At 64.8% G+C, this 23758-nt stretch carries 19 protein-coding genes and 1 tRNA gene; 7 read left to right on the top strand and 13 right to left on the bottom strand.

What is annotated here, in order from left to right; genetic code table 11:
- Window positions 1–2: 2 nt before the first annotated feature.
- On the bottom strand, window positions 3–1532 hold the full coding sequence (locus FJ527_RS02170) for an ABC transporter substrate-binding protein (protein ID WP_140821460.1): 1530 nt from the start codon (window positions 1530–1532) through the stop codon (window positions 3–5).
- A gap of 112 nt (window positions 1533–1644) precedes the next feature.
- On the bottom strand, window positions 1645–3219 hold the full coding sequence (locus FJ527_RS02165; RefSeq protein ID WP_140821458.1) for an NAD(P)/FAD-dependent oxidoreductase: 1575 nt from the start codon (window positions 3217–3219) through the stop codon (window positions 1645–1647).
- A 118-nt stretch (window positions 3220–3337) separates the two neighbouring features.
- On the opposite strand from FJ527_RS02165, the gene FJ527_RS02160 reads away from it, so the two are divergent.
- The 5 genes from FJ527_RS02160 to FJ527_RS02140 all read left to right on the top strand — a co-directional run bounded on the left by FJ527_RS02160 (window position 3338) and on the right by FJ527_RS02140 (window position 10103).
- Window positions 3338–4129 carry a cyclase family protein gene (locus FJ527_RS02160; RefSeq protein WP_140723067.1) on the top strand — a complete coding sequence of 264 codons (792 nt, stop codon included), beginning with the start codon at window positions 3338–3340 and terminating at the stop codon, window positions 4127–4129.
- Window positions 4130–4281: 152 nt separating this feature from the next.
- Window positions 4282–5853: an NAD(P)/FAD-dependent oxidoreductase gene (locus FJ527_RS02155; RefSeq protein ID WP_140821456.1), complete on the top strand. Its 1572-nt coding sequence runs from the start codon at window positions 4282–4284 to the stop codon at window positions 5851–5853.
- Complete coding sequence (locus tag FJ527_RS02150) at window positions 5853–6335, top strand: MarR family transcriptional regulator (protein ID WP_023772620.1); 483 nt, start codon at window positions 5853–5855, stop codon at window positions 6333–6335. Before FJ527_RS02155 ends, FJ527_RS02150 begins: the two co-directional genes overlap by 1 nt.
- A gap of 44 nt (window positions 6336–6379) precedes the next feature.
- A complete protein-coding gene (locus FJ527_RS02145; protein WP_140821455.1) occupies window positions 6380–8533 on the top strand; it encodes an indolepyruvate ferredoxin oxidoreductase subunit alpha in 2154 nt (717 codons plus the stop codon).
- Complete coding sequence (locus FJ527_RS02140; protein WP_140821453.1) at window positions 8526–10103, top strand: indolepyruvate oxidoreductase subunit beta family protein; 1578 nt, start codon at window positions 8526–8528, stop codon at window positions 10101–10103. The genes FJ527_RS02145 and FJ527_RS02140 overlap by 8 nt, the downstream gene beginning before the upstream one ends.
- A gap of 4 nt (window positions 10104–10107) precedes the next feature.
- On the opposite strand, the gene FJ527_RS02135 is transcribed toward FJ527_RS02140, so the two are convergent.
- A complete protein-coding gene (locus FJ527_RS02135; RefSeq protein WP_140821451.1) occupies window positions 10108–11862 on the bottom strand; it encodes a sulfatase-like hydrolase/transferase in 1755 nt (584 codons plus the stop codon).
- Between the two features lie 512 nt (window positions 11863–12374).
- On the opposite strand from FJ527_RS02135, the gene FJ527_RS02130 reads away from it, so the two are divergent.
- Window positions 12375–15785, top strand: coding sequence for an acyl-[ACP]--phospholipid O-acyltransferase (locus FJ527_RS02130; RefSeq protein ID WP_140821449.1), 3411 nt, complete (start codon window positions 12375–12377; stop codon window positions 15783–15785).
- Between the two features lie 53 nt (window positions 15786–15838).
- On the opposite strand, the gene FJ527_RS02125 is transcribed toward FJ527_RS02130, so the two are convergent.
- From FJ527_RS02125 to FJ527_RS02080, 10 genes are all read right to left on the bottom strand, one after another.
- Window positions 15839–17077 carry a DUF1501 domain-containing protein gene (locus FJ527_RS02125; RefSeq protein ID WP_140821447.1) on the bottom strand — a complete coding sequence of 413 codons (1239 nt, stop codon included), beginning with the start codon at window positions 17075–17077 and terminating at the stop codon, window positions 15839–15841.
- A gap of 46 nt (window positions 17078–17123) precedes the next feature.
- The gene (locus FJ527_RS02120; protein ID WP_140821445.1) at window positions 17124–18638 is read right to left on the bottom strand and encodes a DUF1800 family protein; all 1515 of its coding nucleotides are present in this window, start codon (window positions 18636–18638) and stop codon (window positions 17124–17126) included.
- 118 nt (window positions 18639–18756) lie between these two features.
- Window positions 18757–19038, bottom strand: coding sequence for a hypothetical protein (locus FJ527_RS02115; protein WP_140821444.1), 282 nt, complete (start codon window positions 19036–19038; stop codon window positions 18757–18759).
- Between the two features lie 109 nt (window positions 19039–19147).
- Complete coding sequence (locus FJ527_RS02110; protein WP_140821442.1) at window positions 19148–19603, bottom strand: periplasmic heavy metal sensor; 456 nt, start codon at window positions 19601–19603, stop codon at window positions 19148–19150.
- Window positions 19600–20052 carry a hypothetical protein gene (locus FJ527_RS02105; RefSeq protein ID WP_140821440.1) on the bottom strand — a complete coding sequence of 151 codons (453 nt, stop codon included), beginning with the start codon at window positions 20050–20052 and terminating at the stop codon, window positions 19600–19602. The genes FJ527_RS02110 and FJ527_RS02105 overlap by 4 nt, the downstream gene beginning before the upstream one ends.
- Before the next feature lie 110 nt (window positions 20053–20162).
- Window positions 20163–20705, bottom strand: a complete 543-nt coding sequence (locus FJ527_RS02100) for an RNA polymerase sigma factor (protein WP_140821438.1) — start codon at window positions 20703–20705, stop codon at window positions 20163–20165.
- A gap of 45 nt (window positions 20706–20750) precedes the next feature.
- On the bottom strand, window positions 20751–21173 hold the full coding sequence (locus FJ527_RS02095) for an acid-shock protein (protein WP_140614816.1): 423 nt from the start codon (window positions 21171–21173) through the stop codon (window positions 20751–20753).
- A 209-nt stretch (window positions 21174–21382) separates the two neighbouring features.
- A complete protein-coding gene (locus FJ527_RS02090) occupies window positions 21383–21571 on the bottom strand; it encodes a DUF2158 domain-containing protein (protein WP_015314066.1) in 189 nt (62 codons plus the stop codon).
- 146 nt (window positions 21572–21717) lie between these two features.
- Entirely contained in the window at window positions 21718–21945 is a 228-nt protein-coding gene (locus tag FJ527_RS02085) for a hypothetical protein (protein ID WP_181166264.1), read from the bottom strand.
- Between the two features lie 287 nt (window positions 21946–22232).
- Window positions 22233–22308, bottom strand: a tRNA-Thr gene (locus tag FJ527_RS02080).
- A gap of 290 nt (window positions 22309–22598) precedes the next feature.
- On the opposite strand from FJ527_RS02080, the gene FJ527_RS02075 reads away from it, so the two are divergent.
- Window positions 22599–23744: a hypothetical protein gene (locus FJ527_RS02075; RefSeq protein ID WP_140821434.1), complete on the top strand. Its 1146-nt coding sequence runs from the start codon at window positions 22599–22601 to the stop codon at window positions 23742–23744.
- The last annotated feature ends 14 nt before the right edge of the window (window positions 23745–23758 follow it).

The following is a 23758-nucleotide window of genomic DNA, read 5'->3' as shown; positions in this document are numbered from 1 at the left end:
TATCAGGCCGGGGTCATCAGGGCCGGCAGCAGCGCGCCGGACACGTGCTGGACGACGTTGACGCCCTTCGCGTGCACGATCGGCTGCGCATACTGCATCAGCGGCAGCACATAGGCCTGCTCGGCGATGTATTTGTCCACCGCCTTCCAGCCGGCGATGCGCTTGGTCTCGTCCTTCTCTCCCCACAGCGGGTTGATCATGTCGATCAGGTCCTGGCTGTCCCAGACCGAATGCGGGCTCGGCCCATACATGGCAAAGCCGGTCGACGTGGTCGGGTCGCCAATGGCGTTGCCCCAATTGTAGAAGGCCGCCGGCGCGAGCTTGTCGGCGGCGCGCAGTTCGTAGTGCTTGGCGATCTCGTAGACCTCGATCGTCGCCTCGATGCCGACCTTGCGCCACATGCCGACGATCGCCTGGATCATCTCATAGTCCTTGGGCTTGAAGCCCTTGGTCGTCTGGATGGTGAACTTGACCGGCTTTTCCGGCGAATAGCCTGAAGCCGCCAGCAGCTCCTTGGCCTTTTCCGGATTGTGCTCGACCTTGATCGAGGCATCGTAGGCCGCGTATTCCGGCGTTTCCAGCGTGGCGAGCGGCTGGCCGTAGCCGCGCAGCAGCCGCTTGACCAGAAGCTCCTTGTCGACCGCCATGACGGCTGCCTGGCGCACGTTCTTGTCCAGCATCGCTTCGATGTCGTTGAAGAAGATCATGCCGATATCGGAAACATTCTTGATCGACCCGGCAAGCCCGTCCTTGGCGATCAGCCGGTCGTACTCTTCATAGGGGATTTCGAGCGTCACCTGCGAGGAACCGGATTCGATCTCGGCGACACGGCTCGCCGCGTCGGTGACGAATTTGATCGTCACGTTCTCGAATGCCGGCTTGCCGCCCCAGTATTTCGGATTGGCCTTGAGCCGCAGGAAGGCGTTGCGTTCGAACTTCTCGACCATGTAGGGGCCGGTTCCGATCGGAGCCTTCTCGAAACCTTCGGCACCGACCTTCTCGTAATAGGCCTTCGGCATGATGTAGCCGGTGAGGAACGACATCCATTTGAAATAGACCGGGTCGAACTGCACGACATCGCCCGTGATCTTGTTGCCGTCGATCTTGAAATTGTTGACGTTCTTCCACACGAACTGGATCGGGTTGCCGGTCTTTTCATCGCCCGCCCGCTGCAACGACCAGACCACGTCCTCGGGCGTGAACGGCGAGCCGTCATGCCAGGTTACACCCTCGCGCACCGTCATCATGATCTTGGTGCGGTCCTCGTTCCAGCCCCATTCGGTGAGCAGGCCCGGCGCGAAGGACAGGTCCGGCTTCTGCGGGATGAACTGGTCGAACACCGACTGGTAGAGGCCCTGGATGGTCGGGTTGACAGCCGACGGTCCGGTGGTCGGGTCCCAGGACGGCAGGTTGACATTATAGGCGATGGTCAACTCGCCGGCGGCGGCATTGGCCATCTTGGGCAGGCCGACAGCGGCCACACCAAGTGCCGCGGCACTGTATCCCAGTAATTCGCGTCTGTTGATTGTCATGGTCGTTCCCCTTGTTGGTTTATTTGTCTTTTGCGCGGCTTCGTCCGGTCATTGGTTCGGGCTTCGTCGGCAGCAGCGCTTGCCTCTCGTTGCCTTCATGAAATCGTCTGGCCTACCTCCCGCCAAGCTGTTGCGCGAGCATGAAGCCCGAGGCGGCACCCGTGCCGGCACCGGGCCATGTCGCGGCGCCGGTGAGATGCAGATTGCTGATCGGCGTGTCCCAGCCGGCATAGCCGCGCGCCGGACGGAACAAGAAGTTCTGCGCCAGATGATGGCTGCCGCAGACCTGGTCGCCGCCGACGAGGTTCGGGTTCTCGCGCTCGAGGTCGATCGGCGAAAACACGGCGCGGCCGAGGATCTTCGCACGCAGCCCAGGTGCGTAGGTCTCGATGATGTCGAGCACGCGGTCGGCATAGGCCTCCTTGACCTGGTCCCAATGCGCTGCTGCGATCTTGCCCGAGGCGTCGCCCACGATTTCGGCGGGCAGCATGCGCACCTGCACCCACAGAACATGTTTGCCTTCAGGTGCCCGGGAAGGATCGACCGCCGTCGGCTGGCCGACGACCAGCACCGGTTCGTCCGGCAACATGCCCGCCATCGCCTGCTGATAGGTGCGCGACATCTGCTCGAGCGATGGCGCCAGATGCACATAGGCGAACTGTCGAAGCTCTGCCCCGGCGCGCCAGTCCGGCAGGTCGTCCAGCGCCAGGTGGATCATCATCGTGCCCGGCGCATGGCGGAATTTTTGCATCGCCATGTCGAAGCCGGCGTCGCCCGAACCGACCGGCAGCAACTTGCCGGCCAGCGCCTTGGGCGCGACGCCGGCAATCACCGCCTTGGTGGCCGTATGCGTCGCGCCGGAAGCAAGCCGCACACCGGTCGCCTTGCCACCGGAGACGGTTATCTCGGCGACATCGGCGCCGGTGACGATCCTGCCGCCGGCCGATGTGACAATGCCGGCCAGCGCCCGGATGATCGTGTCGGCGCCACCCTTGCCCAGCACCATGCCAAAACTCTGGTTGGCCATCGATTCCAGATAGGGGAACACCGCGCCGCCGGCGATGTCGGGCGCGAAGTCGAGATGCATGCCCCAGGTGGCGAGCGTCGTCCTGATGTGTGGAGACTCGAAATTTTCCTCCAGCCAGGCACGCGGCGACGACAGCAACAGCCGGCCGGTGTCGAGCGCGCCGGAAACACCTTTTTTGCGCCACAGATTCCAGGCGGTGCTTGCAAGCGCCCGGGCGCTCATCGGCGAGCCCAGCAGCTTGAACAAATGCTCCGCCTCGGCCGGGAAGGCGGCCACCAACCTGCGCCATGCCGCGGCATCGGCGGCTGAAAAGGCCGCCATGCGGCCGGCGGTCTTTTCCAGATCGTTGCTGACGCCGAACCAGCGTCCATCCGGGAACGCGCTGGCGAAACAGTCGGCGACCGGCGCGAATTCCAGCCCCTGCGCTTTCAATTCATTTGCATATTTTCGGTGGAAGGCGGAGCCGGCGAACAGGCTCAGATTCATCGCGCCGAAATCGTGACGGAAGCCCGGAAGCGTGAATTCGCGGGTCTGGACGGCTCCGCCGATTGTTGCGCTACGCTCGAAAACCCCGGTTTTCCAGCCCTTGAGCGCCAGATGCGCGGCGCATGCCAGAGTGTTGTGGCCCGCCCCGACAAAGATGGCGTCAAACTCGCTCACGCACCGTTCCCATTTCCTTTATGCTTAAAGATAATTGCAGATGCATATGTTTTCGTCTAGTAGGATATTAAGGGCCGAGACGAGCCTTGATCATGTCAGACAAGAGGGAACAGAGACCATGGATACCCAGAAACTCCTCGGCGAAGTTGCCGGCCAGCTTCTTTCCGGCGCCATCAAGGTGGTCGACCTGACGGCGCCGCTCGGGCCCGACACACCGCTGATCAAGCTGCCGCCGGAGCTTGCCGTCGACACGCCGAAGGTCGAGATCCACTCGATCTCCCGCTATGACAAGAACGGTCCATGGTGGGCGTGGAACTGGCTGAAGCTCGGCGAGCATTCCGGCACGCATTTCGACGCGCCGCAGCATTGGATCAGCGGCAAGGATTATCCGGACGGCGCCACCGACACCATTCCGGCGCAGAATTTCATCGGGCCGGTCAATGTCATCGACTGTTCGAAAGAGGCGGCCGCCGATCACGATTTCCTGCTTACCGTCGACCACATCAAGGCCTGGGAAGCCAAGCATGGCGCGATCAATGCCGGCGAGTGGGTGGTGATGCGCACCGACTGGTACAAGCGCAACGGCTCGGAAGCCGAGTTCCTCAACGCCAACGAGACCGGCCCGCACACGCCCGGCCCGACGGCGGAAGCCATCCAGTTCCTGATCGGCAAGGACATCAAGGGCTGGGGCTCGGAGACGATCGGCACCGATGCCGGCAAGGCCGGCGGCATGGAGCCGCCCTTCCCCGCGCACACGCTGATGCACAAGGCCAACCGCTATGGCCTCGCCAGCCTCTGCAATCTCGACCAGCTGCCGCCGAAAGGCGCGATCCTGATCGCGGCCCCGCTCAAGATCGAGCACGGCACCGGCAGCCCGATCCGCGCGCTGGCGCTGGTGGCGGGGAAATAAAGCGAGGGCGGTCTTCGGGAGAAGATCATGGCTGCAAATGGTACCGCGATGACGAAGTGGGCGCGGCAACCTCGTGAGGTTGCCGCTCTACGCCAAGGAACGCTACCTCGCGCAATTGAACATCATCCACCAAAGCGGGGGAGCACCCCTCGATGACCGCCCCCGATCACGTCATCGTCGGCAGCGGCATCAACGCGCTGGTCTGCGCGGCGATGCTCGGCGGCAAGGGCGCGAAAGTGCTCGTTCTCGAACGCAACGACCGTATCGGCGGTTGCATGCGCACCGAGGAGATCACCGCGCCGGGCTTCGTCCATGACGTGATGGCGACCACCTTCGTGCTGTTCATCACCTCGCCGGCCTTTGCCGCACTCGGCGCCGACCTCGCTCGCCACGGGCTGGAATTCTGCCACACCGGCACGCCGACCGGCGTGCTCATGCCCGACGGCAGCCATGCCGTGCTACGCACCGGCCGCGCCGCCAATGTCGCCGCCCTCAACGCGATCGCGGCCGGCGACGGTGACCGGCACGCGGAAGATGTCGGCGGCATCGAGCGCAATGCCGGCCTGCTGTTCGGTCTGCTCGGCGGCGCGCTTTGGTCCTACCCGACGGCGAAGCTGCTGGCCTGCGATACCTGGAGGCGTGGTCCGCGCGGCCTAGCCGCCTTTCTTGGCGAAGCGCTGGTGCCGGCGCGCGGCTGGCTGGAAAGCAGCTACCAGTCCGAAACCATTCGGGCGCTCTGGGCGCCCTGGGTGCTGCATGCCGGGCTTGGCCCGGAAGATGCGTTTTCCGGCCAGATCGCCAAGGTGATCGCCTTCGCGCTGGAGGCTGCCGGTGCGCCGATCGTCAAGGGCGGGGCGAAGAACCTGCTTGCCGCCTTCGAAGCACTGATCAGGGAACGCGGCGGCGACATCCGCACCGGCGCCGACGTCGCTTCGGTCGTCCAGGCGGGTGGCCGCGCAGCCGGTGTGCGGCTGGCGTCGGGCGAAACGATCACGGCGAACAAGAGTGTCATCTGCTCGGTCACGCCGACGCAGCTTTACGGCCGCCTGCTCGGCAAGGACGCTTCGAAGGACGACGTCGAAGCGACGCGGAAATACCGCTATGGCAAGGGCAATTTCCAGATCCATTACGCGCTGACCAAGCCGCCGTCCTGGCGCGGCGAGGGCCTCGACAAGGTGGCGCTGCTGCATCTGACGCCCGGACTGGACGGCGTTTCGAAAGCCTGCAACGAGGCGGCGCGCGGCATGCTGCCGGAGGTGCCGACCATCTGCGTCGGCCAGCCGCACGCGCTCGACCCATCACGCTGTCCGGAAGGCCAGGCGATCTTGTGGCTGCAACTCCCCGAGGCGCCCCGCCACATCAAGGGCGATGCCGCCGGCAAGCTCGATGCGCCTGCCGACGGACAATGGACCGAGGCGCTGCGCGAGGCCTATGCCGATCGCGTTGAAGCGATACTCGCCGGCCATATCGACGGCTTCAAGGACAGCGTGATCGCGCGCCGCGCCTATTCGCCGGCCGATCTCGAAGCGATGAACATCAACCTGGTCGGCGGCGACCCTTATGGCGGCTCCTCTGTTGTCGACCAGTCGTTCCTGTGGCGGCCGTTCAAGACCAGCCGCAACCACCAGACCGGCGTCAAGGGCCTCTATCATATCGGCGCCTCGACCCATCCCGGTGCGGGCCTCGGCGGTGGCTCCGGCTTCCTGCTGGCAGGGAGGCTGTGATGGAACAGAAGGTCGCCGAAAAACGCCAGCGCATTTCCACCCTCGGCCAGATCGGCCTGCAGCAATTCGCTCCCTATCTGATGAACCGCATCATGGGCCGCTACAACGCTACCTTGCGCGACGACTTCCGCAAGCAGGGCCTGACCATTTCGCAGGTGCGCACGCTGGCGGTGCTGTCGGTCACCGACGGCGTCACCGTCAACGACCTCTCGGTCTATACGGTCATCGAGCAGTCGACCCTGAGCCGCACGCTCGACACGCTGGAGGGCCAGGGCTTCGTGCGGCGCGAGCAGGGCGTCACGGACAGCCGCATCCGCCACGTGTTCCTGACCGACGAGGGCCGCGCCGAGTTCACCCGCGCCTGGCCGGCCATGCATGACGCCTTCGAGGCGATGTTCGACGATATCGACGACGCCGAATATGCAGCACTCATCGCAACGCTTTTGAAGATGCTCAAAAACATTCGCAAGCACGACATCTAGATATAGGCGCCGCCAGTTCTCGGCGGCAACGGAAGGAGGCAGAGATGGCCGAACGGTCTTTTGCCAAGGAAGTCGAAAAACTCAGGCTCGGCGCCGGCGAGGAATTCGCCGGCGAGGGCATCCTCGCCATCACCAAGGCGCTGCTGCAGTGCGGCGTCGGCTATGTCGGCGGCTACCAGGGCGCGCCGATCAGCCATCTGATGGACGTTTTGGCCGACGCGCAGGACATTCTGGGCGAACTCGGCGTGCATTTCGAGGCGAGCGCCTCGGAAGCCACCGCCACCGCCATGCTCGCCGCTTCGGTGCATTACCCGATCCGGGGCGCGGCGACGTTCAAGTCGACCGTCGGCACCAATGTGGCTTCAGACGCGCTGGCCAACCTCGCGTCCGGCGGCGTCACCGGCGGAGCGCTGATTATCGTCGGCGAGGATTATGGCGAGGGCTCCTCGATCATGCAGGAGCGCAGCCATGCCTTCGCCATGAAGAGCCAGGTCTGGCTGCTCGATCCGCGTCCCAACCTGCCGTCCATCGCCAAGGCGGTGGAGGATGGCTTCGAACTGTCGGAAATCTCCAACACACCGGTCATGCTGCAGGTGCGCATCCGCTGCTGCCACGTGCATGGCCATTTCATCGCCAAGGACAACAAGCGTCCGCCGATGACGGTCGCCGATGCGCTCGAAGCACCGCGCCGCGACACCGGCCGTATCGTGCTGCCGCCCGCCTCCTTCCTGCACGAAAAGGAGAAAGTGCAAAAGCGCTGGCCGGCGGCGGTGGATTTCATCGCCAGGAACAAGATCAACGAGTTCTTCGGCTCGGACCATGGCTCCGTCGGCATCGTCATGCAGGGCGGCATGTACAATTCAGTCATTCGTGCGCTGCAGCGGCTCGGCCTTGCCGACACCTATGGCGAGACCGACGTGCCGCTCTATGTGCTCAACGCCGTCTATCCCCTGATCGACGACGAATTCCTCGTCTTCTGCGAAGGCAAGCAGGCGGTGCTCGTCGTCGAGGAGGGCCAGCCCAATTATATCGAGCAGGCTTTTGCCGCGATGCTGCACAAGGCCGGGCGCGGCACCAGGCTGGTCGGCAAGGAGCACCTGCCGATGGCTGGGGAATATACCGGCCAGATCATGCTCGACGGTATCGGCGCCTTCCTGCGCGCCGAGGCCCCGCATCTGCTGCCGGGCGAAGTGCGCGCACCCAACAAGGTCGGCGACGGCGTCGACACGGCGGACCTGATCAATGTCGTTCCAGGACGACCGCCCGGTTTCTGCATCGGCTGCCCGGAGCGGCCGATCTTCGCCGCGACCAAGCTGGTCGAGCAGGAGCTCGGCAAGCACCACATCGCTTCCGATATCGGCTGCCATCTGTTCTCGATCATGCCGCCCTTCGAACTCGGCGCCACCACCATGGGCTACGGGCTCGGACCAGCCTCGGCCTCGGCGTTCAACGCGCCCGATGCCAAGCGCCGCTCTATCTCCTTCGTCGGCGACGGCGGCTTCTGGCACAACGGCCTGACCTCATCGATCGGCAATGCGGTGTTCAACAAGAATGATGGCGTCATCGTCATCGTCGATAATTTTTACTCGGCCGCCACTGGCGGGCAGGATATCCTGTCGTCGCGCGCCGGCAACAAGACCAAGTCGACCAAGCATCCGATCACCGAAGCGGTGAAAGGCATGGGCGTAAAATGGCTGCGCCATGTCGACCGCACCTACGATGTCGGCAAGATGCAGGACACGCTGCGCGAGGCGCTGACGACGGACGAGAAGGGGCCAAAAGTCATCGTCGCTTCGTCGGAATGCATGCTCAATCGCCAGCGTCGCGAAAAGCCCCTGGTCGACAAGGCGATCAAGGGCGGGGAACGAGTGGTGAAGCCGAAATTTGGCGTCGACGAGGATATCTGCACCGGCGATCATGCTTGCATGCGGCTCTCCGGCTGCCCATCGCTGTCGGTCAAGTCGCTCGACGATCCGCTGCGCGACGATCCTGTCGCGTCGATCGACCAGAACTGCGTCGGCTGCGGCAATTGCGGCGAGGTCGCCGATGCGGCGGTGCTGTGCCCGTCCTTCTACCGCGCCGACGTCGTGCACAATCCAAGCCGCTGGGACCGTTTCCTGGAGACGGCGCGCCGCGCGACGATCGGTTTCCTGCAGAGGCGGCGCGAAGGCCGGCGCCTGATATTCGCCGATGCTTGATCCCATTCCTTCCTCGCGCCCCCGGTCCGGTGCTGCCGATGAGCCGGTGATCAAGCTCGCCGTTCTGGCCGTCGGCGGCCAGGGCGGCGGCGTGCTCGCCGACTGGATCACCGACGTCGCCGAGCGCAATGGCTTTGTCGCGCAATCGACCTCGGTCGCCGGCGTCGCGCAGCGCACCGGCGCCACCATCTACTATATCGAAATGGCCCGCGACACCGGCCGCCTGCCGGTCTTCGCGCTGTCGCCCTCGCAGGGCGATGTCGATATCCTGATCGCTGCCGAATTGATGGAAGCCGGCCGAGCCATCATCAGGGGCTTCGTCACTCCCAATCGCACGACGCTGATTGCTTCCTCACACCGCATCGCCGCCGTGTCGGAAAAGATCGAACCGGGTGATGGCCGCGCTTCGTCGTCCAAAGTCCACGCCACGGCCGAGGCCGCATCGAAGCGCTTCATCGCTTTCGACATGGAAAAGATCGCCGCCGACAACGGCTCGATGATCTCGGCCAGCCTGCTTGGCGCGCTGGCCGGCTCCGACGCGCTGCCGTTTACCCGTGAAAGCTACGAGCAGGCGATTGGCACCGGCGGCCGTGGCGTCAAGGCCAGCCTCGCCGCTTTCGCGGCCGCGTATGATCGTGCGCGCGGCACGGCGGCGCCGACGGCGAACCGGGCGGAGACGGCGATTGTCGAATCTGCCTTGGGTGCGGGACATGTGAGTGGCCCGCGAAACCTGCTGCAGGGATGGCAGGCGCTTGCCGCTCGCATCGACCTGCTGCCGGTGGCGGTGCGCGAGATGGCGCTCAGGGGCCTGAGAAAGGTCGTCGACTATCAGGACATCGCCTATGGGCGCGAATATCTCGACCGGCTGGACAAGGCCGTCGTGATTGACAGCGTGGATCCAACCCATGCGCTGTCAATCGCGGCCGCCAAGCATCTGGCCAACGCCATGTGTTATGACGACATGATCCGCGTCGCCGATTTGAAGACGCGCTCGACCCGCGACAGGCGGGTGCGCAAGGAGGTCGGCGTCAAGGATGGTTCGGTCCTGCAAGTGACCGAGTACTTCCATCCGCGCATCGAGGAGTTCTGCGGCACGCTGCCGGCGAGGCTGGGCAGCTACATCGAGGAGCGGCCGAAATTGGCAGCCTTCCTCGACCGCCGCATCAACCGGGGTCGCCGCATCCGCACCGACAGCTTTGCCGGCTTCGCCGCTTTGTGGTTCATCGGCGGCCTGCGCCGCTGGCGCCGCGGCCTGCTGCGCCACAAGGTCGAGGTCGCGCATCTCGACCGCTGGTATGCGCTGGCGCTTGGCTACGTGCCGGCGGATTACGCGCTTGCCGTCGAAATCCTCAATTGCCGCCGGCTGATCAAGGGCTACAGCGACACGCATGTGCGCGCCCAGTCGAAATTCGACCGCGTGCTGTCGGCGCTTGATCTGCTCGAGGGCAGGGACGACGCCGCCGACTGGATCCGCCGCCTGCGCGAGGCGGCGCTGAAGGACGAGAAGGGCGACATGCTCGACGGCGCGCTGAAGACCGTGGCGACGCTGGGGTCAAGACCCATCACCTGAGACTTCAGCGGTTGGCCTCCGCCGACTGGAGTGGTGCGGCGAGGCTGTGAAGCGGCGCCGCCTGCGGGAAGAGATGCAGCAACCCAGAATCAACGCGCCGCCGCAGATGTGCATCGACCTCCGCCCGGTCCTGGCAGCCATGGAACCTGCCGCCGCAATGGTCGCGCAGGCGCACGAGGTCGACCATCATGGGCGACATTGGCAGACCGGCCGCGTCGAGCAGGCTGGCGCCGAGGAACCCGACATCGAGCGGCATCGTATCGGGCATCGAATGGCGCAGCGGGTGGTTGAAGATCGAGAGCGTATAGAAGGTGCGGTAGGCAAGTGACTGCGGTCTTGCCAGTGCGTCGTCGCCGGCAATGGCATCTACGAACGGCTTTGTCGCCGACGATTGATGATCGCCGAATTCGAGCACCACGGCGCCGCGTTTCCCGGCCTCCGCTTCCCGGCGCTCGAGGAACTGCCCGAAATCGCCGCGCGCGATTGCCATCCGGCGCAGATATTCGCCAGCCTGGTCATCATCGGAGAAAGGCTCGCCTTCCACCTTCAGGTCCGGTTCCATTCGCCCTTCGTAAGGAGAGTGCGGGAACATGGTCTGGATCTCGAGGAACAGGGGCCGGCCATCTTCCCTGCGGTGCTTTGCGATGAATGCCTCGGCCGCGTGATAGTAGAAGCTGTCGCGCAGGTGGTAGAAGGGCGCTGCGATTTCCTTGATGTCGAGCACTGTCTCGAAGCCGATCGATTTCAGGAACGGCCCTTCATTGACGAAGGTAAAATCCATCGGCGTCATGACGGCGGTGCGGTAGCCGCATCGCGCCAAAACCTCCGGCAGGGCGCCGGCGACCTTGTCCTGCAGCGTGATCGTCAGATAGGGGCTGCGCCAGCCGAAATCGGTCGCCGAAAGACCGGTCATCAGCGACAGATTGGTGATCCAGGTACCGCCGCCGAACGTCTCGACCTGCATCGGGTGCGGCGCGCCGGCCTTGGGTGCGAAGCGCTGTAGAAATCCCGCGCCCCTGCCGACTTGGGGGAAATTGGCCGGATCGGATTGGCTTTCGCTGAGCACGAAGAAGATATCGGGAAGCGCTGCCCTGTCGCCGCAATCGATCGTATCGGCGAAGGGCGGCTGCGCGATGACGACCTGCAGCCGCTGTTCGAAAGCTGGTTCGACGACCAGGTTACGCAGATCCAGGAGCGAGACAAAGAAGGCCGACATGTGCCGGCCCTGCATGTAATAGAAATAGCGGTCCTTCGACGCCTCGGCCGGAAAGGTCAGCGGCACCAGGGCGACGAGCACGGCCAGCATCACGGCGCGTAGCGATAACGGCCAACCACGCTTCCGGTCGACGCGGAAGATCAGGATCGCCGCGGCGACGCCAAGCGTCAGCGCTGCCGCCACAGGCACGATGAGATGGAGGTAGGAGCCGACGAGGAACCGATACACTTCCGGATCCCTGGCGACGAAAACCGTGTCGTAGAAGTGCAGCGAAAAGCCTTTCATGCGAAACTTGATCGCTGAAATCAGCGTCAGCACGCCAACGATCGTCCAGGCGAGATAGACGGAGAAGGCGAAGCGTGCGGTTACCAGGAACAGGATCCCCGCGACGACCGCCACCAGCGCCAGCGAGAACGGTACCGACAGCCATTCATGCTCGACCCTGCCGGCGCCGAAAACGCCGGCAAGGCTGACCGCAACCAGCACCAGCGGATGGCAGAGCAGCCGCAAGAAATTCTGAAGCTGAGCCGCGAATTTTCCCATGGATATGCCCCAGCACAATTGTGGGAAATTCTTCGGTTAATTGCGCAGTCAGAACAAATCCATAGTGAATTTAACGTTAATGCGGATGCACCGGTCCCCTTCAGCATGCTGCATCTGTAAACATGTCGAACACCGAACGCGTCATCAGCCCAATGTTACTGCTTGGTCGGCGCGTCTTTCTAAGCGGCCACAACGGGGCGTCTATGACAAGGGGCAAGACAGTTCCCATCTTGATGACGATTCACGTATTTGTGAACATCGTTCATTTTTCCGATTGAACATTGTTCAAAAGGTGATAGCTTATGGAAATGAACAGCGTTCACCTAAGTTCGGAGGACGACACTCGCCCCCATCGCGGTGGGGTTGGACGGGCCAACTCCTGAGCACTGGAGAAGGTCACAGGTAGTAAGGAAGTTAACCAGCTCATTGATATCTCTGCGATTGAAACAGCGCACGCAACCCGCGGGGTCGTCGGCACAGTGCCGGATAGGTCTCGCCAGATGGAAATCGCCATGAACACGCATCTCATGCTTTCGCGGCGCTTCGCGCCACTTTTCTGGACGCAGTTCCTGTCCGCCTTCAACGACAATTTCCTAAAGAACACGCTGGTGTTCCTGATCCTCTTCACACTGGCCGCCGATCAGGCGGCCTCGCTGGTCACTTTGGCCGGCGCCGTGTTCATGGCTCCATTCCTGCTCCTGTCGGCGCTGGGCGGCGAGATCGCCGATCGCTTCGACAAGGCGCTCATCGCCCGCCGGCTGAAATTCGCCGAGATCGGCGCCGCTGCCGTGGCGGTCGTCGGCATCGCGCTGTCCTCCATCCCCGTGCTGATGACCGCGCTGTTGATGTTCGGCATCATCTCGGCGCTGTTCGGGCCGATCAAATACGGCATCCTGCCCGATCACCTCGAACGCAAGGAATTGCCGGGCGCCAACGCCTGGATCGAGTCGGCGACTTTCGCCGCCATCCTCGGCGGCACCATCGCCGGGGGCGTCGTCTCGGCCGATGGCATCGGCGTCTCGGTCTTCGGGCCGATCATGATGATCCTCGCCGTCGGCTGCTGGGCCGTCAGCCGCCACATCCCTTCAACCGGGTCCGCGGCGCCCGACCTCGTCATCGACAGGAATGTCTTTCGCTCGACCTGGCGCCAGGTCAGCGAATTGCGCACGGACTCACGGATCTGGCGCGCCGGCCTGATGACGTCCTGGTTCTGGCTGATCGGCGCCATTGTGCTTTCGATCCTGCCGACGCTGGTCAAGGATCAGCTCGGCGGTGGCGAGATCGCGGTCACCGCCTATCTCGCGGTGTTCGCTATCTCGATCGCCATTGGCTCGGCAATCGCCGCGTGGATGTCGCAGGGACGCATCGTGCTCTTGCCCGCACCGGTCGGCACGGCGCTGCTGGCGCTGTTCGGCCTCGACCTCGCATGGACCATCTGGAGCATGCAGCCTTCGCCCAGATCCGAAACCCTTGGCCTCTTCTTCGCCGGGCCAAACACGATCCGTGTTGCGATCGACCTCGCCGGCATGGCCATTTCCAGCGCCTTCCTTGTGGTGCCGACCTTTGCCGCCGTGCAGGCCTGGTCGCCGGAGGCGCGCCGCGCCCGGGTCGTCGCCGCGGTCAGTATCGTCAACGCCGGCTTCATGACCGTCGGTGGCTTGCTCGTCGCCATCATCCAGGCAGCCGGCGTCTCGACGGGAGGCATCCTGTTTGGCCTCGCCCTGGCCAATGCCATCGCCGCCTGGCTGATGCTGAAATACCTGCCGACCAATGCCTTCCGCGATTTTGTCTCCATTCTTTTCCGCGCCTTCCATCGGCTGGAAGTCGAAGGCCTGGACAATCTCAAGGCCGCGGGCCCGGCACCCATCCTGGCGCTGAACCATGTCAGCTTCCTCGATGGACCGCTGGCTCTGACGCTGACCAATGAGGAGCCGGTCTTCGCCATCGACTACACCATTGCGCAGGCCTGGTGGATGAAGCCGTTCCTGAAACTGACCCGTGCGCTGCCGCTCAATCCGTCCAAGCCGATGTCGACACGCACGCTGATCAAGATCGTGCAGAACGGCGATCCGCTGGTCATCTTCCCCGAGGGCCGCATCACCGTCACGGGCGGCTTGATGAAGGTCTATGACGGTGCCGCCATGGTGGCCGACAAGACCGGCTCGATGGTGGTGCCGATCCGCATCGAGGGGCTGGAGAAAAGCCCCTTCTCGCGGCTGACGGCGCAGCACGTGCGCCGCCGCCTGTTCCCGAAGGTCAAGGTGACCATACTGCCGCCGGTCAGGCTCAAGGTCGACGACGAGCTGAAGGGACGCAAGCGGCGCGCCGCCGCCGGCGCCGCGCTCTACCAGGTGATGTCCGACCTCGTCTTCCGCACGCAGCATATCAACAAGACCGTGCTCGAAAGGATCATCGAGACGGCGACCGAGCGCGGCATGAAGCAACTTGCCGTGCAGGATCCGGTCGCCGGTTCGCTGAGCTACGGCAAGCTGCTCACGGCTGTCGCCGTGCTTGGCGAGAAGTTTGAGACGCTCTATGCCGGACAGGACACGCTCGGCATCATGCTGCCCAACGCCAATGGCGCCTGTGCCGCGCTGCTCGGCGTCATCTCCGCCGGCAAGGTCCCCGCGATGATCAACTTCACCGCCGGTGCCGCCAACATCCTGTCCGCTTGCAAGGCGGCGCAGGTAACCACCATTCTGACCTCGCGGGCCTTTGTCGAGCAGGCCAAGCTTGGCGCGATCGTCGAGGAGATCGGCCGCTCGCTCGACATTGTCTGGCTCGATGATTTGCGCGCGACCATCGGCCTCAAGGACAAGCTGCTCGGCCTGCTGCGCAAAAGTACGCCCAGGGTTGCCCGCAAGGCCACCGACCCGGTCGTGGTCCTGTTCACCTCGGGCTCCGAAGGGACGCCGAAGGGCGTCGTGCTCACCCACCGCAACATCCTGGCCAACGCCGCGCAAGCCGCCTCGCGCATCGATTTCCATTCGGGCGACAAGGTGTTCAACGTTCTGCCGATCTTCCATTCCTTCGGCCTGACGGCGGGCACGGTGCTGCCGCTGGTGTCCGGCGTCCCGGTCTATTTCTACCCGTCGCCGCTGCACTACCGCATCGTGCCGGAACTGGTCTATGCCTCGAATGCGACGATCATCTTCGGCACCGACACCTTCCTCAGCGGCTATGCGCGTACGGCGCATCCCTATGATTTCCGCTCGGTGCGCTATTGTTTTTCTGGTGCGGAGCCGGTCAAGGCCTCGACCCGCGAAACCTACATGGAGAAGTTCGGCCTGCGCATTCTCGAAGGCTACGGCGTTACCGAGACGGCGCCGGTGATCTCCATCAACACGCCGATGTACAACAAATCGGGCACGGTCGGAAAAATCATGCCCGGCATGGAATATCGTCTGGAACCGGTGATCGGCGTCGAGGGCGGTGGACGGCTGTTCGTGCGCGGCCCCAACGTCATGGCGGGCTATCTCAGGGCCGAAAAGCCGGGCGTGCTCGAACCGCTGCAAGATGGCTGGCACGACACTGGCGACATCGTCAGCATCGACGATGCCGGTTTCATCAGCATTCGCGGCCGCGCCAAGCGTTTCGCGAAGATCGGCGGCGAGATGATTTCGCTGGCTGCGGTGGAAGCTCTGGCGGGCGAGCTGTGGAAAGGTTCGCTCTCGGCGGTCGCGACCGTCCCGGACCCGCGCAAGGGTGAAAAACTCGTTCTCATCACCGAGGCCGAGAAAGCGACGCGCGCCGAGTTTCTGGCGTTCGCCAAGGCAAACGGCGCCATGGACCTGATGGTGCCGGCTGAAGTGCGCGTCGTGGCGCATGTGCCGGTGCTTGGCTCGGGCAAGATCGACTTCGTCGGCGTAACCAGGCTGGTACGCGGCGAAGCCTTGCAGGCAGCCAAGGTCGAGGCCGCCTGATCGCCGGCGACAGCGTGACGGCGCCACGGTAGGAGACGCGGCGCCGCCAGCCTTCAGGCGATCAGGTTCATCATCGGCTTCACCGCACCTGAGTCCGGAAACACTTTCTCGCCGAGCACCGAGGCCGAAAGTCCGAACTGGTCGGCGAGCAGGCCTTTCAGCACCGCCCTCACGTCGCTGGTCGGCGCAAGGTCGCGCTGCTGGTAAAGTTGCGCGGGCTTCAGCCCCGGCCAGTCGGCGATGACGCGGCCGCCCTTGATGGCGCCGCCGGCGAGCAGCACCACGGTGCCGGTGCCGTGGTCGGTGCCGACCGTGCCGTTGATCCGCGCGGTGCGGCCGAATTCGGTGATGGTGACGATTGCCGTATCCTTCCAGCGCTCGCCGAGACCTTTTTTGAATTCCTCGAAGGCACCGTCGAGGCCGCCGAGCAGGCTGGCGAGGCGGCCGGTCGCGCCGCCTTCGTTGACATGCGTGTCCCAGCCGTCGAAGGCGAGCGCCGCGACACGCGGCCCGTCATCGGCGGCGATCAGCCTGGCGGCGCCTTGCGCGGCCTGCCGCATGCCGGCGGCGCTGTCGAGGCCGCCTTTCGGCTTCATCGTCTTGGCGCCCATCTGGTCGTCAAGCGCCATGCGATCGGCGTCGAGACCTTTTTGCAGCGCGACAGCCAGAACCGGATCGCGATGCTGGTAGAGGTCGAGAACGCGCGCCGCGAGGTCGCCGGCCGGTGGCGGCAGCGATTGCGGCGCCCAGCCGAGCACGGGAGCCGCGCCACGGATCACCAGCGGCGTCGATGGTCCGACGGCCAGGCCGCCGAGTGTCGCCACGCGGTCGCCCGCCGGCAGGTTCTCCAGCGTCCGATTGAGCCAGCCGGTGGCGACATGGCCGGGACCGGCAAAGCCGCTTTCCAGCACATCCTGGCCATCGAAATGCGAGCGCTCGCGATAGCCGGTCGCGGCGGCGTGCACGACAGCCGCCTGCTTGTTCTTGAACAGCCGCGCAAACACCGGCATCGCCGGATTGACCGCGAAGAAAGCATCGAGCGGCAGTGCCGCGTGCGGGCCGGTGAGCGACAGGGCGATGTCGCCATGTAGGCCGGCATAGTCGGGATCGCCGACCGGACCGACGGTCGACAGGCCGTCCAGCGCACCGCGCAGCACGATGACGATCAGGCGCGGGTCGCGGTTGTCGGCGGCACGGGCGAAGCGCGGCAGATAGGCCCAGGCAAACAGCGCGCCGCCGGTCGTCAGCACGGCGCGGCGGGAAGGGTGAGGGGTTTCGCACAGCAGGCTCATGACTTCGTCTCCATGGGAGTTGTCGGCGCCGGACCTATCGTTCGATCTATCGTCGCTGGAATTCGGGCGCCATCAGCAGAAGCGCCAGGCCTTGCTGCTTGGACTCCGCGCGGGCGACCGCCTGGCGTGTTTCGGGCGAGGCGGAGGGACCGATGACCGCGTCGAGCATCTCGTTGGGGTTGCCGATGTCCTTCACTTGCCGGGCGGCCTGCCATGCGATGTCGAGGCGGGTCTTCATGCCTTCCGCCGATGCCCAGCTGTCCGCCTGGTCGGAAAAGCCGTTCGGTCCCGGCGGCCGCCAGAGCGGCTCGCCCAGCGCGTTGAGCCAGTTGAGCGACTGGCCAGGGTCGTTCGTCGGGCCAGGACCGGCTGCCCGGCGGATGGCCGCGATATAGTCGAAAGGGGAGCGCATCTTGGCCAATGGCGTCGACCACGCTTCCGGCATGTCGACGAGCGCCGCCGCCAGTGTCCTGAGATTGCCGTCGCTCCTGGTGAACACCTTGGCGAGGCGGGCGACCGCCGCCGCCGGCGGCTCGTCGGCTATGAAATGGCGGGCAAGTTGCGTGGCGATGTGTTGCGCGGTCGCCGGATGACGGGCGATGTCATTGAGCGCGGCCTCGGCCTGGCCCATGCCGCCAGCGGGATAGGTCTTGCCGAGCAGCACCGCGTCACCCGGCTCATGCGCATTGGCGTTGAAGACGGAACTGCCGGGTTCGCCCAGCCGTCCTTCCCGTCCGGCCATCATCCAGCCGGTCAGGATGCGCGCGAAGCTGGTCACGTCGGCTTGGCTGTAGCCGCTGCCGACACCGAGCGTGTGCAGTTCCAGGATTTCGCGGGCGAGGTTCTCGTTGAGGCCGTGCTGGCGGTTCTTGCCGGCGCGGGAGTCCGGGCCGATCGACTGCTGGTTGTCGAGATAGAACAGCATCGCCGGATGCCGCTCGACCGCCATGAGCATGTCGGCGAAGCGCCCGAGCACGAAGGGCCGGATGGCCTCCCGTTCGAACGCCCCGGCGCTGGCGCGCACGATGTTGTCCTTGGCGACGGAGACGCAGAAATGGTTCGACCAGAAATAGACCAGGCGCTCGACGAAGCCGGCCTCTACCTGCATTGCCTTGTCGAAGCGCGCCTGTGCCTCGGCCCGGAACAAGATAACCTCGACAGGCGGCACAGCGGCGGGTTTGGCCGCGGCCGCGGCCGGGGCGACGGGCGGCGACATGACCGGTGCGGCGGGTGGAGGCATGACCGAAGCCGCGGCCGACGTGGCCGCTGGCGGCTGCTCCGTCGCCATCCGCTGCCGGTCCCGCTTGCGCTGGAGATGTGCCGCCATGCTGGCCTGGATGGCCGGCGTGCTCCCCTTGAGGTCGGCATGGGCGGGATCGTCGAGCGATATCATGGCGACGTCGGGCCGCCGCAGCTCCGCCTTGAGATAACCGCGAGGGTCGCCGGCCAGTCTTTCGCGATCACCCGGCCGGGCTCCAAGGCCGAAGCGATTGAAGACTATCAAAGCGGGATCTGGCAGGGCGGGATCCAGCGCCATGGGCACTTTGGTCGCGACAGCCATGTCAACGCTCCATCGTTGGATCTCACGCGAGGCGCGCGACGCCCGATCGGGCTGTTTCCCCAGCTCAAAACGGGGACAGGCGGCCGGGCAGGCGGATGCCGCCCGGCCCCCCGCGCGCTTACCAGCGGTGCCAGCGGTGCCAGTGGCGGTGCGGATGCCAGCCGTAGTAGGCCGGGCCGTGCCAATAGCGGTAGCGCGGATACACCACGACACGGTTGGGAACGCAGCGCCCCCAGCGATTGGGATGCCATCCAGGCCCGCAACCCCAGGCCACGTGCTCGATCAGCGCCGGGGCGGCCGGCTGCGCCACCAGCGGCATGGCGGCAGAGGTCGCGACGGTCGCGGCGGTTCCGGTGAAGGCGAGGACGGCTGCCGCCGCATACTGTGTCAGACGGTTCATGACGTTACTCCGAATGTTCTCCGAGAATGAAAACCTGTGCGTACCGATTGGTCCGGCAGGCTTGCCCTTCCTCTTGTTAAACGGCCTCGCGGTCGTTTTCCGTCGGCGGTCACGGCGATTTTTTTGGCTCTGCCGTCGCTTGCGACCCGGCCCGCCTGGCCAGCCCGTCCGCGAGCACGGCGCGATCCGCGGCCGAACCCGCCGTCGCGAACTCGACGATGCGCTGCTCAAGCCGTGTGCGCACGGCGATGTCGGCATTGCGCGCCCTTTCCAGCGCGGCCGACAGGGCCGTCGTGTCGAGGACCGGCTGGCGCAGCAGGTCGGCTGCCTCGCGCCTGGCCTGCTGGCCATCGAGGATGACCTGGCGGGATTCGCGCCGCACGTCGCGCAGCGCCTTTCGAAACAGCACGCGCTCCTGGTCGGGAAGCCGGCTCCCGGCGGCTTCCAGCGAATAACCCTGGCCGGGCTTGCCGCTTCTTATCCAGACGGCTCCGCCGGCAAGCGCGCCGGCCAGGAAGACATTCAGCGCCACGGATGCGATGACGAGGTTGCGGCGCGTGCTCATAGGTCCTCCTCGATCGTCTCGCCATCGGACCCGGCATCGCCGAACGCCGTCGCATTGGCATCGAGCACATAACGGTCGGGCTGAAACTCTGGCGTGACGACGCTCACCAGGGCCAAGCCGGCGATGGCGCCGGCCAGGCCGATGCCGGCGAGTCCGAGACCCAGCCACCAGGCCCGCCGGCGCCGGCGCTGGACGAGCAGCCGGTCGGCCATTCGCAGGATGCCGCCGTGCAGTGCCGCGCCGGGCGCCATGACGCCATAGCTGTCGAGCAAGGCGTCGAGTTTGCCTGCCTGCCCCAATATGGCCGCGCCCATCTCGGTCCTTGCGAACATCGCGCCGGCCGTGCGGTCGGCCTGCGGCCACCGCCGCAAGTCGCCGCCATAGGCCGCCGCCAGAGCCGCAAAGCGCTCGGCATCCATTGCCGGTTGGTTCCTGGACCCATCAGACATCGGTCTATCCTTTGCCGGTTGGCGCCGCGTGTCCGGTTGGATTTCCGGGAAGTGGCCGCCGGGCGCCCCCGATGTACGGTGAACGCCTTGCATACATGATCGCGGCTTTCTCATTCATCGACACTATCCTTGGCCAGGATCACCTGCAGCGCCCGCCGGCCGCGCGAAAGCAGGCTTTCCAGGGCATCGACGCTGATCTCCAGGATCGCGGCCGCCTCTATGTTGGACATCTCCTGATAGTAGACCAGGAGGATCGCCTCGCGCTGGCGCGGCGCGATTGCCTGCAAGGCCTGCTCGACCCGATGCGCCTCCTCGCCGGGATGGGCATCGGGAAGCGGGGCGGGATCGACAATGTCCGGCACCTGGTCGGTCACCTGCTCGCGGCGCCGGCGCAGCCGGTCGTAACAAAGGTTGAGCGTCACCCGGTGGATCCAGCTGTCGAAGCGTGCATTGCCGCGCCGCCAGCCCGATGCGTGACGCCAGATGCGCATAAAGGTTTCCTGCGCGACGTCCTCGGCCTCCGCCGCATCGCCGAGCATGCGCGCGGCCAGCGAAAGGATGCGCGGCAGCTTGCGCGCGACGAGCGTCCGCACCGCCGCGGGGTCGCCGGTGCCGACCCGGCGAACCAGCTCCTCGTCCGGGTCGGGGCTCATGGGTTGGCGCACACCCAATGTCCATCATGCGTCATAGCCTCTTGGTCATTGCTCCGGCTTGGGAGCGGATTTGTGGCCCGGCATCTCGTCGCCCGTCAGAATGCCGTCGCCATTCTTGTCCAGCCTGGCAAAGCGCTTGGCGAAGAACGCATCGAGCTCGGCCCGGTCGATGAAGCCGTCATGGTTGGAATCAATGCGCGCGAAGGATTTGGCGGGATCGCCCTTGACGTTGCGCTTGGCCTGAAAGGCCTCCCATTCCAGCAGGCTGATCTTGCCGTCGCCGTCCGTGTCGGCGGCCATGATCGCCTTCTCTCGCCGTTTCTGGAACTTGGCCAGCGTGATGTCGGACTTGGCGGCCGACGAAGTCGCGGCGGGCGGTGTGGCGGCCGGTGGCTGTGTCCCTGTCTGGGCCAGAGCCGCGGTGGTCAGCAGGCTCAGGGCAGCGGCAAGGATCGAACGGCGTATCATGCTTCACGTCTCCGGTTGGCGCATTGCCATGGCCCGATGCCATGGTCATGCTTCAACCGTTAAACGTCGTGATCGCAGAAATCCGTCGGTCGCCATGCCTATCACGCCGCTTGCCGGCGATGATGGACCTTGGCGGCCCAGGGTACGGCAGAACACCTCGTCCGGCGCATCTGAATTGCGCCGGGCCGGCTCGTTGGCGAAGGCGGGAATTACGTCGATTGGTCGGCGGCTATCAACTGATCCGATTTGAAGCCGGCATGCTGGGGGGTCCACACGTCGCCGTCTTTGTTGAACCAGTGGCACAGATACATGCCGGAAGCGGCGCCGTCGCTGACCGTCATTTTCGGGCCTCCCGACCTCAGCTTGACGACGTCTCCGGTCTTGAAAGTGTTGGGCATTTGGACCTCCCATGCTGACACCCGACATTTCATACCAAAACGGGGGTCCCGACAATGGCATATGGGTCTTCTGGGCTACTGTCTTATGCGGCAACGCGGAGACATCGCTGACGCGCCATCGGGGCGAACCGGGCGACCCCCGCAGGTCAGTCCACCTCGATCACACGCCTGGCCGGTTTCCCGATCGGCTCCCGTCGGCGCGCAGGCGGAGCCTTGTCCGCCAATGCCTCCTGCTGCAGTCTCTGCTCCCTCAGGCGGGTTGTCTTGGCGTCCCTTGCGTGACGCTCGGCATCCAGCACCAGCCTCGCCTCGCGGTCCGCTCTTGCCAGCTTTTCCTTGTCGACACGCCTTGGCAATTCAAAACCTCCTGTCATGGAACTGTCGGCAGGAAATGTGCAACCCAAGTGTCTGTTCCAAAAAAATAGAAATGAGAGGCCCATCATTTGTTATTGAGATTTGAAAATCCCGGATTGCGTGCGTTCGCGAGTTTTCCAGGCCCGGAGCAAGTCGCGACTTGCCTCGCGGGTCTTCGGCCAGATCTGCACCGCTCCCGAGTTGTTGTCGATCGACGGGCAGATCCTTGCATCCATGGCAAACGCAAACGGCCGGGTTCGGGCCTCTTCCGCGCGTCCAGGCAGCTTCGACCATCGGTTTGAAAAACTGGTGCCGCTTAGGTGACTCGAACACCTGACCCCATCATTACGAATGATGTGCTCTACCAACTGAGCTAAAGCGGCCCGGGAGGCCAAGGCCTCCAAGATGGGCAGGGTGATAGACTCAACCGGCCGCGAATTCAAGATGCGACTTGGCAAATCATGCAAGAGCCGCGCCCCGATCGAAACCGGCGTTCTGGCGTCCCTGCATGCCCGGAATCGCCGACATGTTCCGATTTTGTTTGCCGGAACATCGTGAAAATAGACTTTGGACGGTCTGTCGAGGCAGAATGCGGCTACCCGCCCGTTGATTGATTGGTCGCCTGCGGCTAACCATCATGAAAGCTTGGGACAATTTTGCAGAGGGATCTCGCTTGGACGCGATCGAAAAAGCGATCCGGAACGCCCTGGAAAAGGGCAATGCCGAGGACCGTGCGTTCCGCGAGAGGGTCTATCGTTCGGCCTTCGCCGCGCTCGACCGCGCGCTCCAGGCCAATCCCGGCGTCACAGTGGAAGTCGCCATCAAGCGCCGCAAGGCGATCCAGGCGAAAATCACCGAGATCGAATCCGAGTACCTGCCGGCGGTGCCCGGTGTTGCCCCGCAGATCGACGCGCCGGCGGTCGAGGCCGCGGCCGGCGCGGCGCCCGCGGTCGAGGCGGGCCCAAGGGCGTCATCGCCCGCTGTGACCGTCGACGGTCCCGGGCAGCCCGCTTCCGACGCACCGCGCTCGCGCGTGCTGCCGGTGGTTCCCGACATCATGCCGGATGCGACCCTGCCCGGTGCGCCAGCCATCGACATGTCGGTTCCAGCCTCTTCCGGTGCCGCCACGGAAGTCGCGCCCGATCGCGATGAGCGGCGCATTAGAGGCCGGCGGCTGCCGCTGACCGCCATTTTCTTCACGGTGACGCTGCTTGCGGCGATTGGCATCGGACTGTACTTCGCCATGCAGACCGGTGTGTTCAAGACCGCCGCGCAGCTCAATACCGCGCCGCCGGAAGCGCCGCCGACCGTAGAGGACGACGATTTCACCCCGACCGATGGCGCCAACGCGCCGGCAAAGCCCGGTGCCGCGGACCAGTCGCGCGACTGGATCAATGTGTTTTCACCGACCGACCCGACGCATGTCGCCGCTCCGTCCGACGCCAAGGCCGAGGTGATGAAGGACGACAGTGGGCCGTTCCTGCGCATCCAGTCCGGCGCCTCCGGCTCGGCGATCGCCTTCGATGTCGGACAGGGCGTGCTGGAAAAACTCGCCGGCAAGCACGCCGTGTTCGACATCATCGCCCGGGCCGAGGACGGCAAGGACACGCAGATATCCGTCGACTGCAATTTTGGCGAACTCGGCGATTGCGGCCGCAAGCGTTACGCGGTCGGCCAGCAGAAGAACGAATATCTGTTCGACGTGAAGTTTCCCGACAAGCATCCGGGCTCGGCCGGAACCATCGCCATCAATTCCGATTTCGACAAGCAGGGCAAGGCGGTCGACGTCTACGAGATCCGTGTCTCGGTCGAACCCTGAACTGAATTCGTTGC

Origin of the sequence: Mesorhizobium sp. B2-4-18 (genome assembly GCF_006441385.1) — a bacterium.
GTDB lineage: Bacteria > Pseudomonadota > Alphaproteobacteria > Rhizobiales > Rhizobiaceae > Mesorhizobium > Mesorhizobium australicum.
Note: the sequence above shows the minus strand (reverse complement) of the source record. Positions and strands in the feature narration are given on the sequence as shown.

Bases quoted from the DNA above. Each gene is read 5' to 3' on its own strand.
- FJ527_RS02170 (WP_140821460.1), bottom strand. From the start codon at position 1,532: ATGACAATCAACAGACGCGAATTACTGGGATACAGTGCCGCGGCACTT.
- FJ527_RS02160 (WP_140723067.1), top strand. From the start codon at position 3,338: ATGGATACCCAGAAACTCCTCGGCGAAGTTGCCGGCCAGCTTCTTTCC.
- FJ527_RS02155 (WP_140821456.1), top strand. From the start codon at position 4,282: ATGACCGCCCCCGATCACGTCATCGTCGGCAGCGGCATCAACGCGCTG.
- FJ527_RS02150 (WP_023772620.1), top strand. From the start codon at position 5,853: ATGGAACAGAAGGTCGCCGAAAAACGCCAGCGCATTTCCACCCTCGGC.
- FJ527_RS02145 (WP_140821455.1), top strand. From the start codon at position 6,380: ATGGCCGAACGGTCTTTTGCCAAGGAAGTCGAAAAACTCAGGCTCGGC.
- FJ527_RS02140 (WP_140821453.1), top strand. From the start codon at position 8,526: ATGCTTGATCCCATTCCTTCCTCGCGCCCCCGGTCCGGTGCTGCCGAT.
- FJ527_RS02135 (WP_140821451.1), bottom strand. From the start codon at position 11,862: ATGGGAAAATTCGCGGCTCAGCTTCAGAATTTCTTGCGGCTGCTCTGC.
- FJ527_RS02130 (WP_140821449.1), top strand. From the start codon at position 12,375: ATGAACACGCATCTCATGCTTTCGCGGCGCTTCGCGCCACTTTTCTGG.
- FJ527_RS02125 (WP_140821447.1), bottom strand. From the start codon at position 17,077: ATGAGCCTGCTGTGCGAAACCCCTCACCCTTCCCGCCGCGCCGTGCTG.
- FJ527_RS02120 (WP_140821445.1), bottom strand. From the start codon at position 18,638: ATGGCTGTCGCGACCAAAGTGCCCATGGCGCTGGATCCCGCCCTGCCA.
- FJ527_RS02115 (WP_140821444.1), bottom strand. From the start codon at position 19,038: ATGAACCGTCTGACACAGTATGCGGCGGCAGCCGTCCTCGCCTTCACC.
- FJ527_RS02110 (WP_140821442.1), bottom strand. From the start codon at position 19,603: ATGAGCACGCGCCGCAACCTCGTCATCGCATCCGTGGCGCTGAATGTC.
- FJ527_RS02105 (WP_140821440.1), bottom strand. From the start codon at position 20,052: ATGTCTGATGGGTCCAGGAACCAACCGGCAATGGATGCCGAGCGCTTT.
- FJ527_RS02100 (WP_140821438.1), bottom strand. From the start codon at position 20,705: ATGAGCCCCGACCCGGACGAGGAGCTGGTTCGCCGGGTCGGCACCGGC.
- FJ527_RS02095 (WP_140614816.1), bottom strand. From the start codon at position 21,173: ATGATACGCCGTTCGATCCTTGCCGCTGCCCTGAGCCTGCTGACCACC.
- FJ527_RS02090 (WP_015314066.1), bottom strand. From the start codon at position 21,571: ATGCCCAACACTTTCAAGACCGGAGACGTCGTCAAGCTGAGGTCGGGA.
- FJ527_RS02085 (WP_181166264.1), bottom strand. From the start codon at position 21,945: ATGACAGGAGGTTTTGAATTGCCAAGGCGTGTCGACAAGGAAAAGCTG.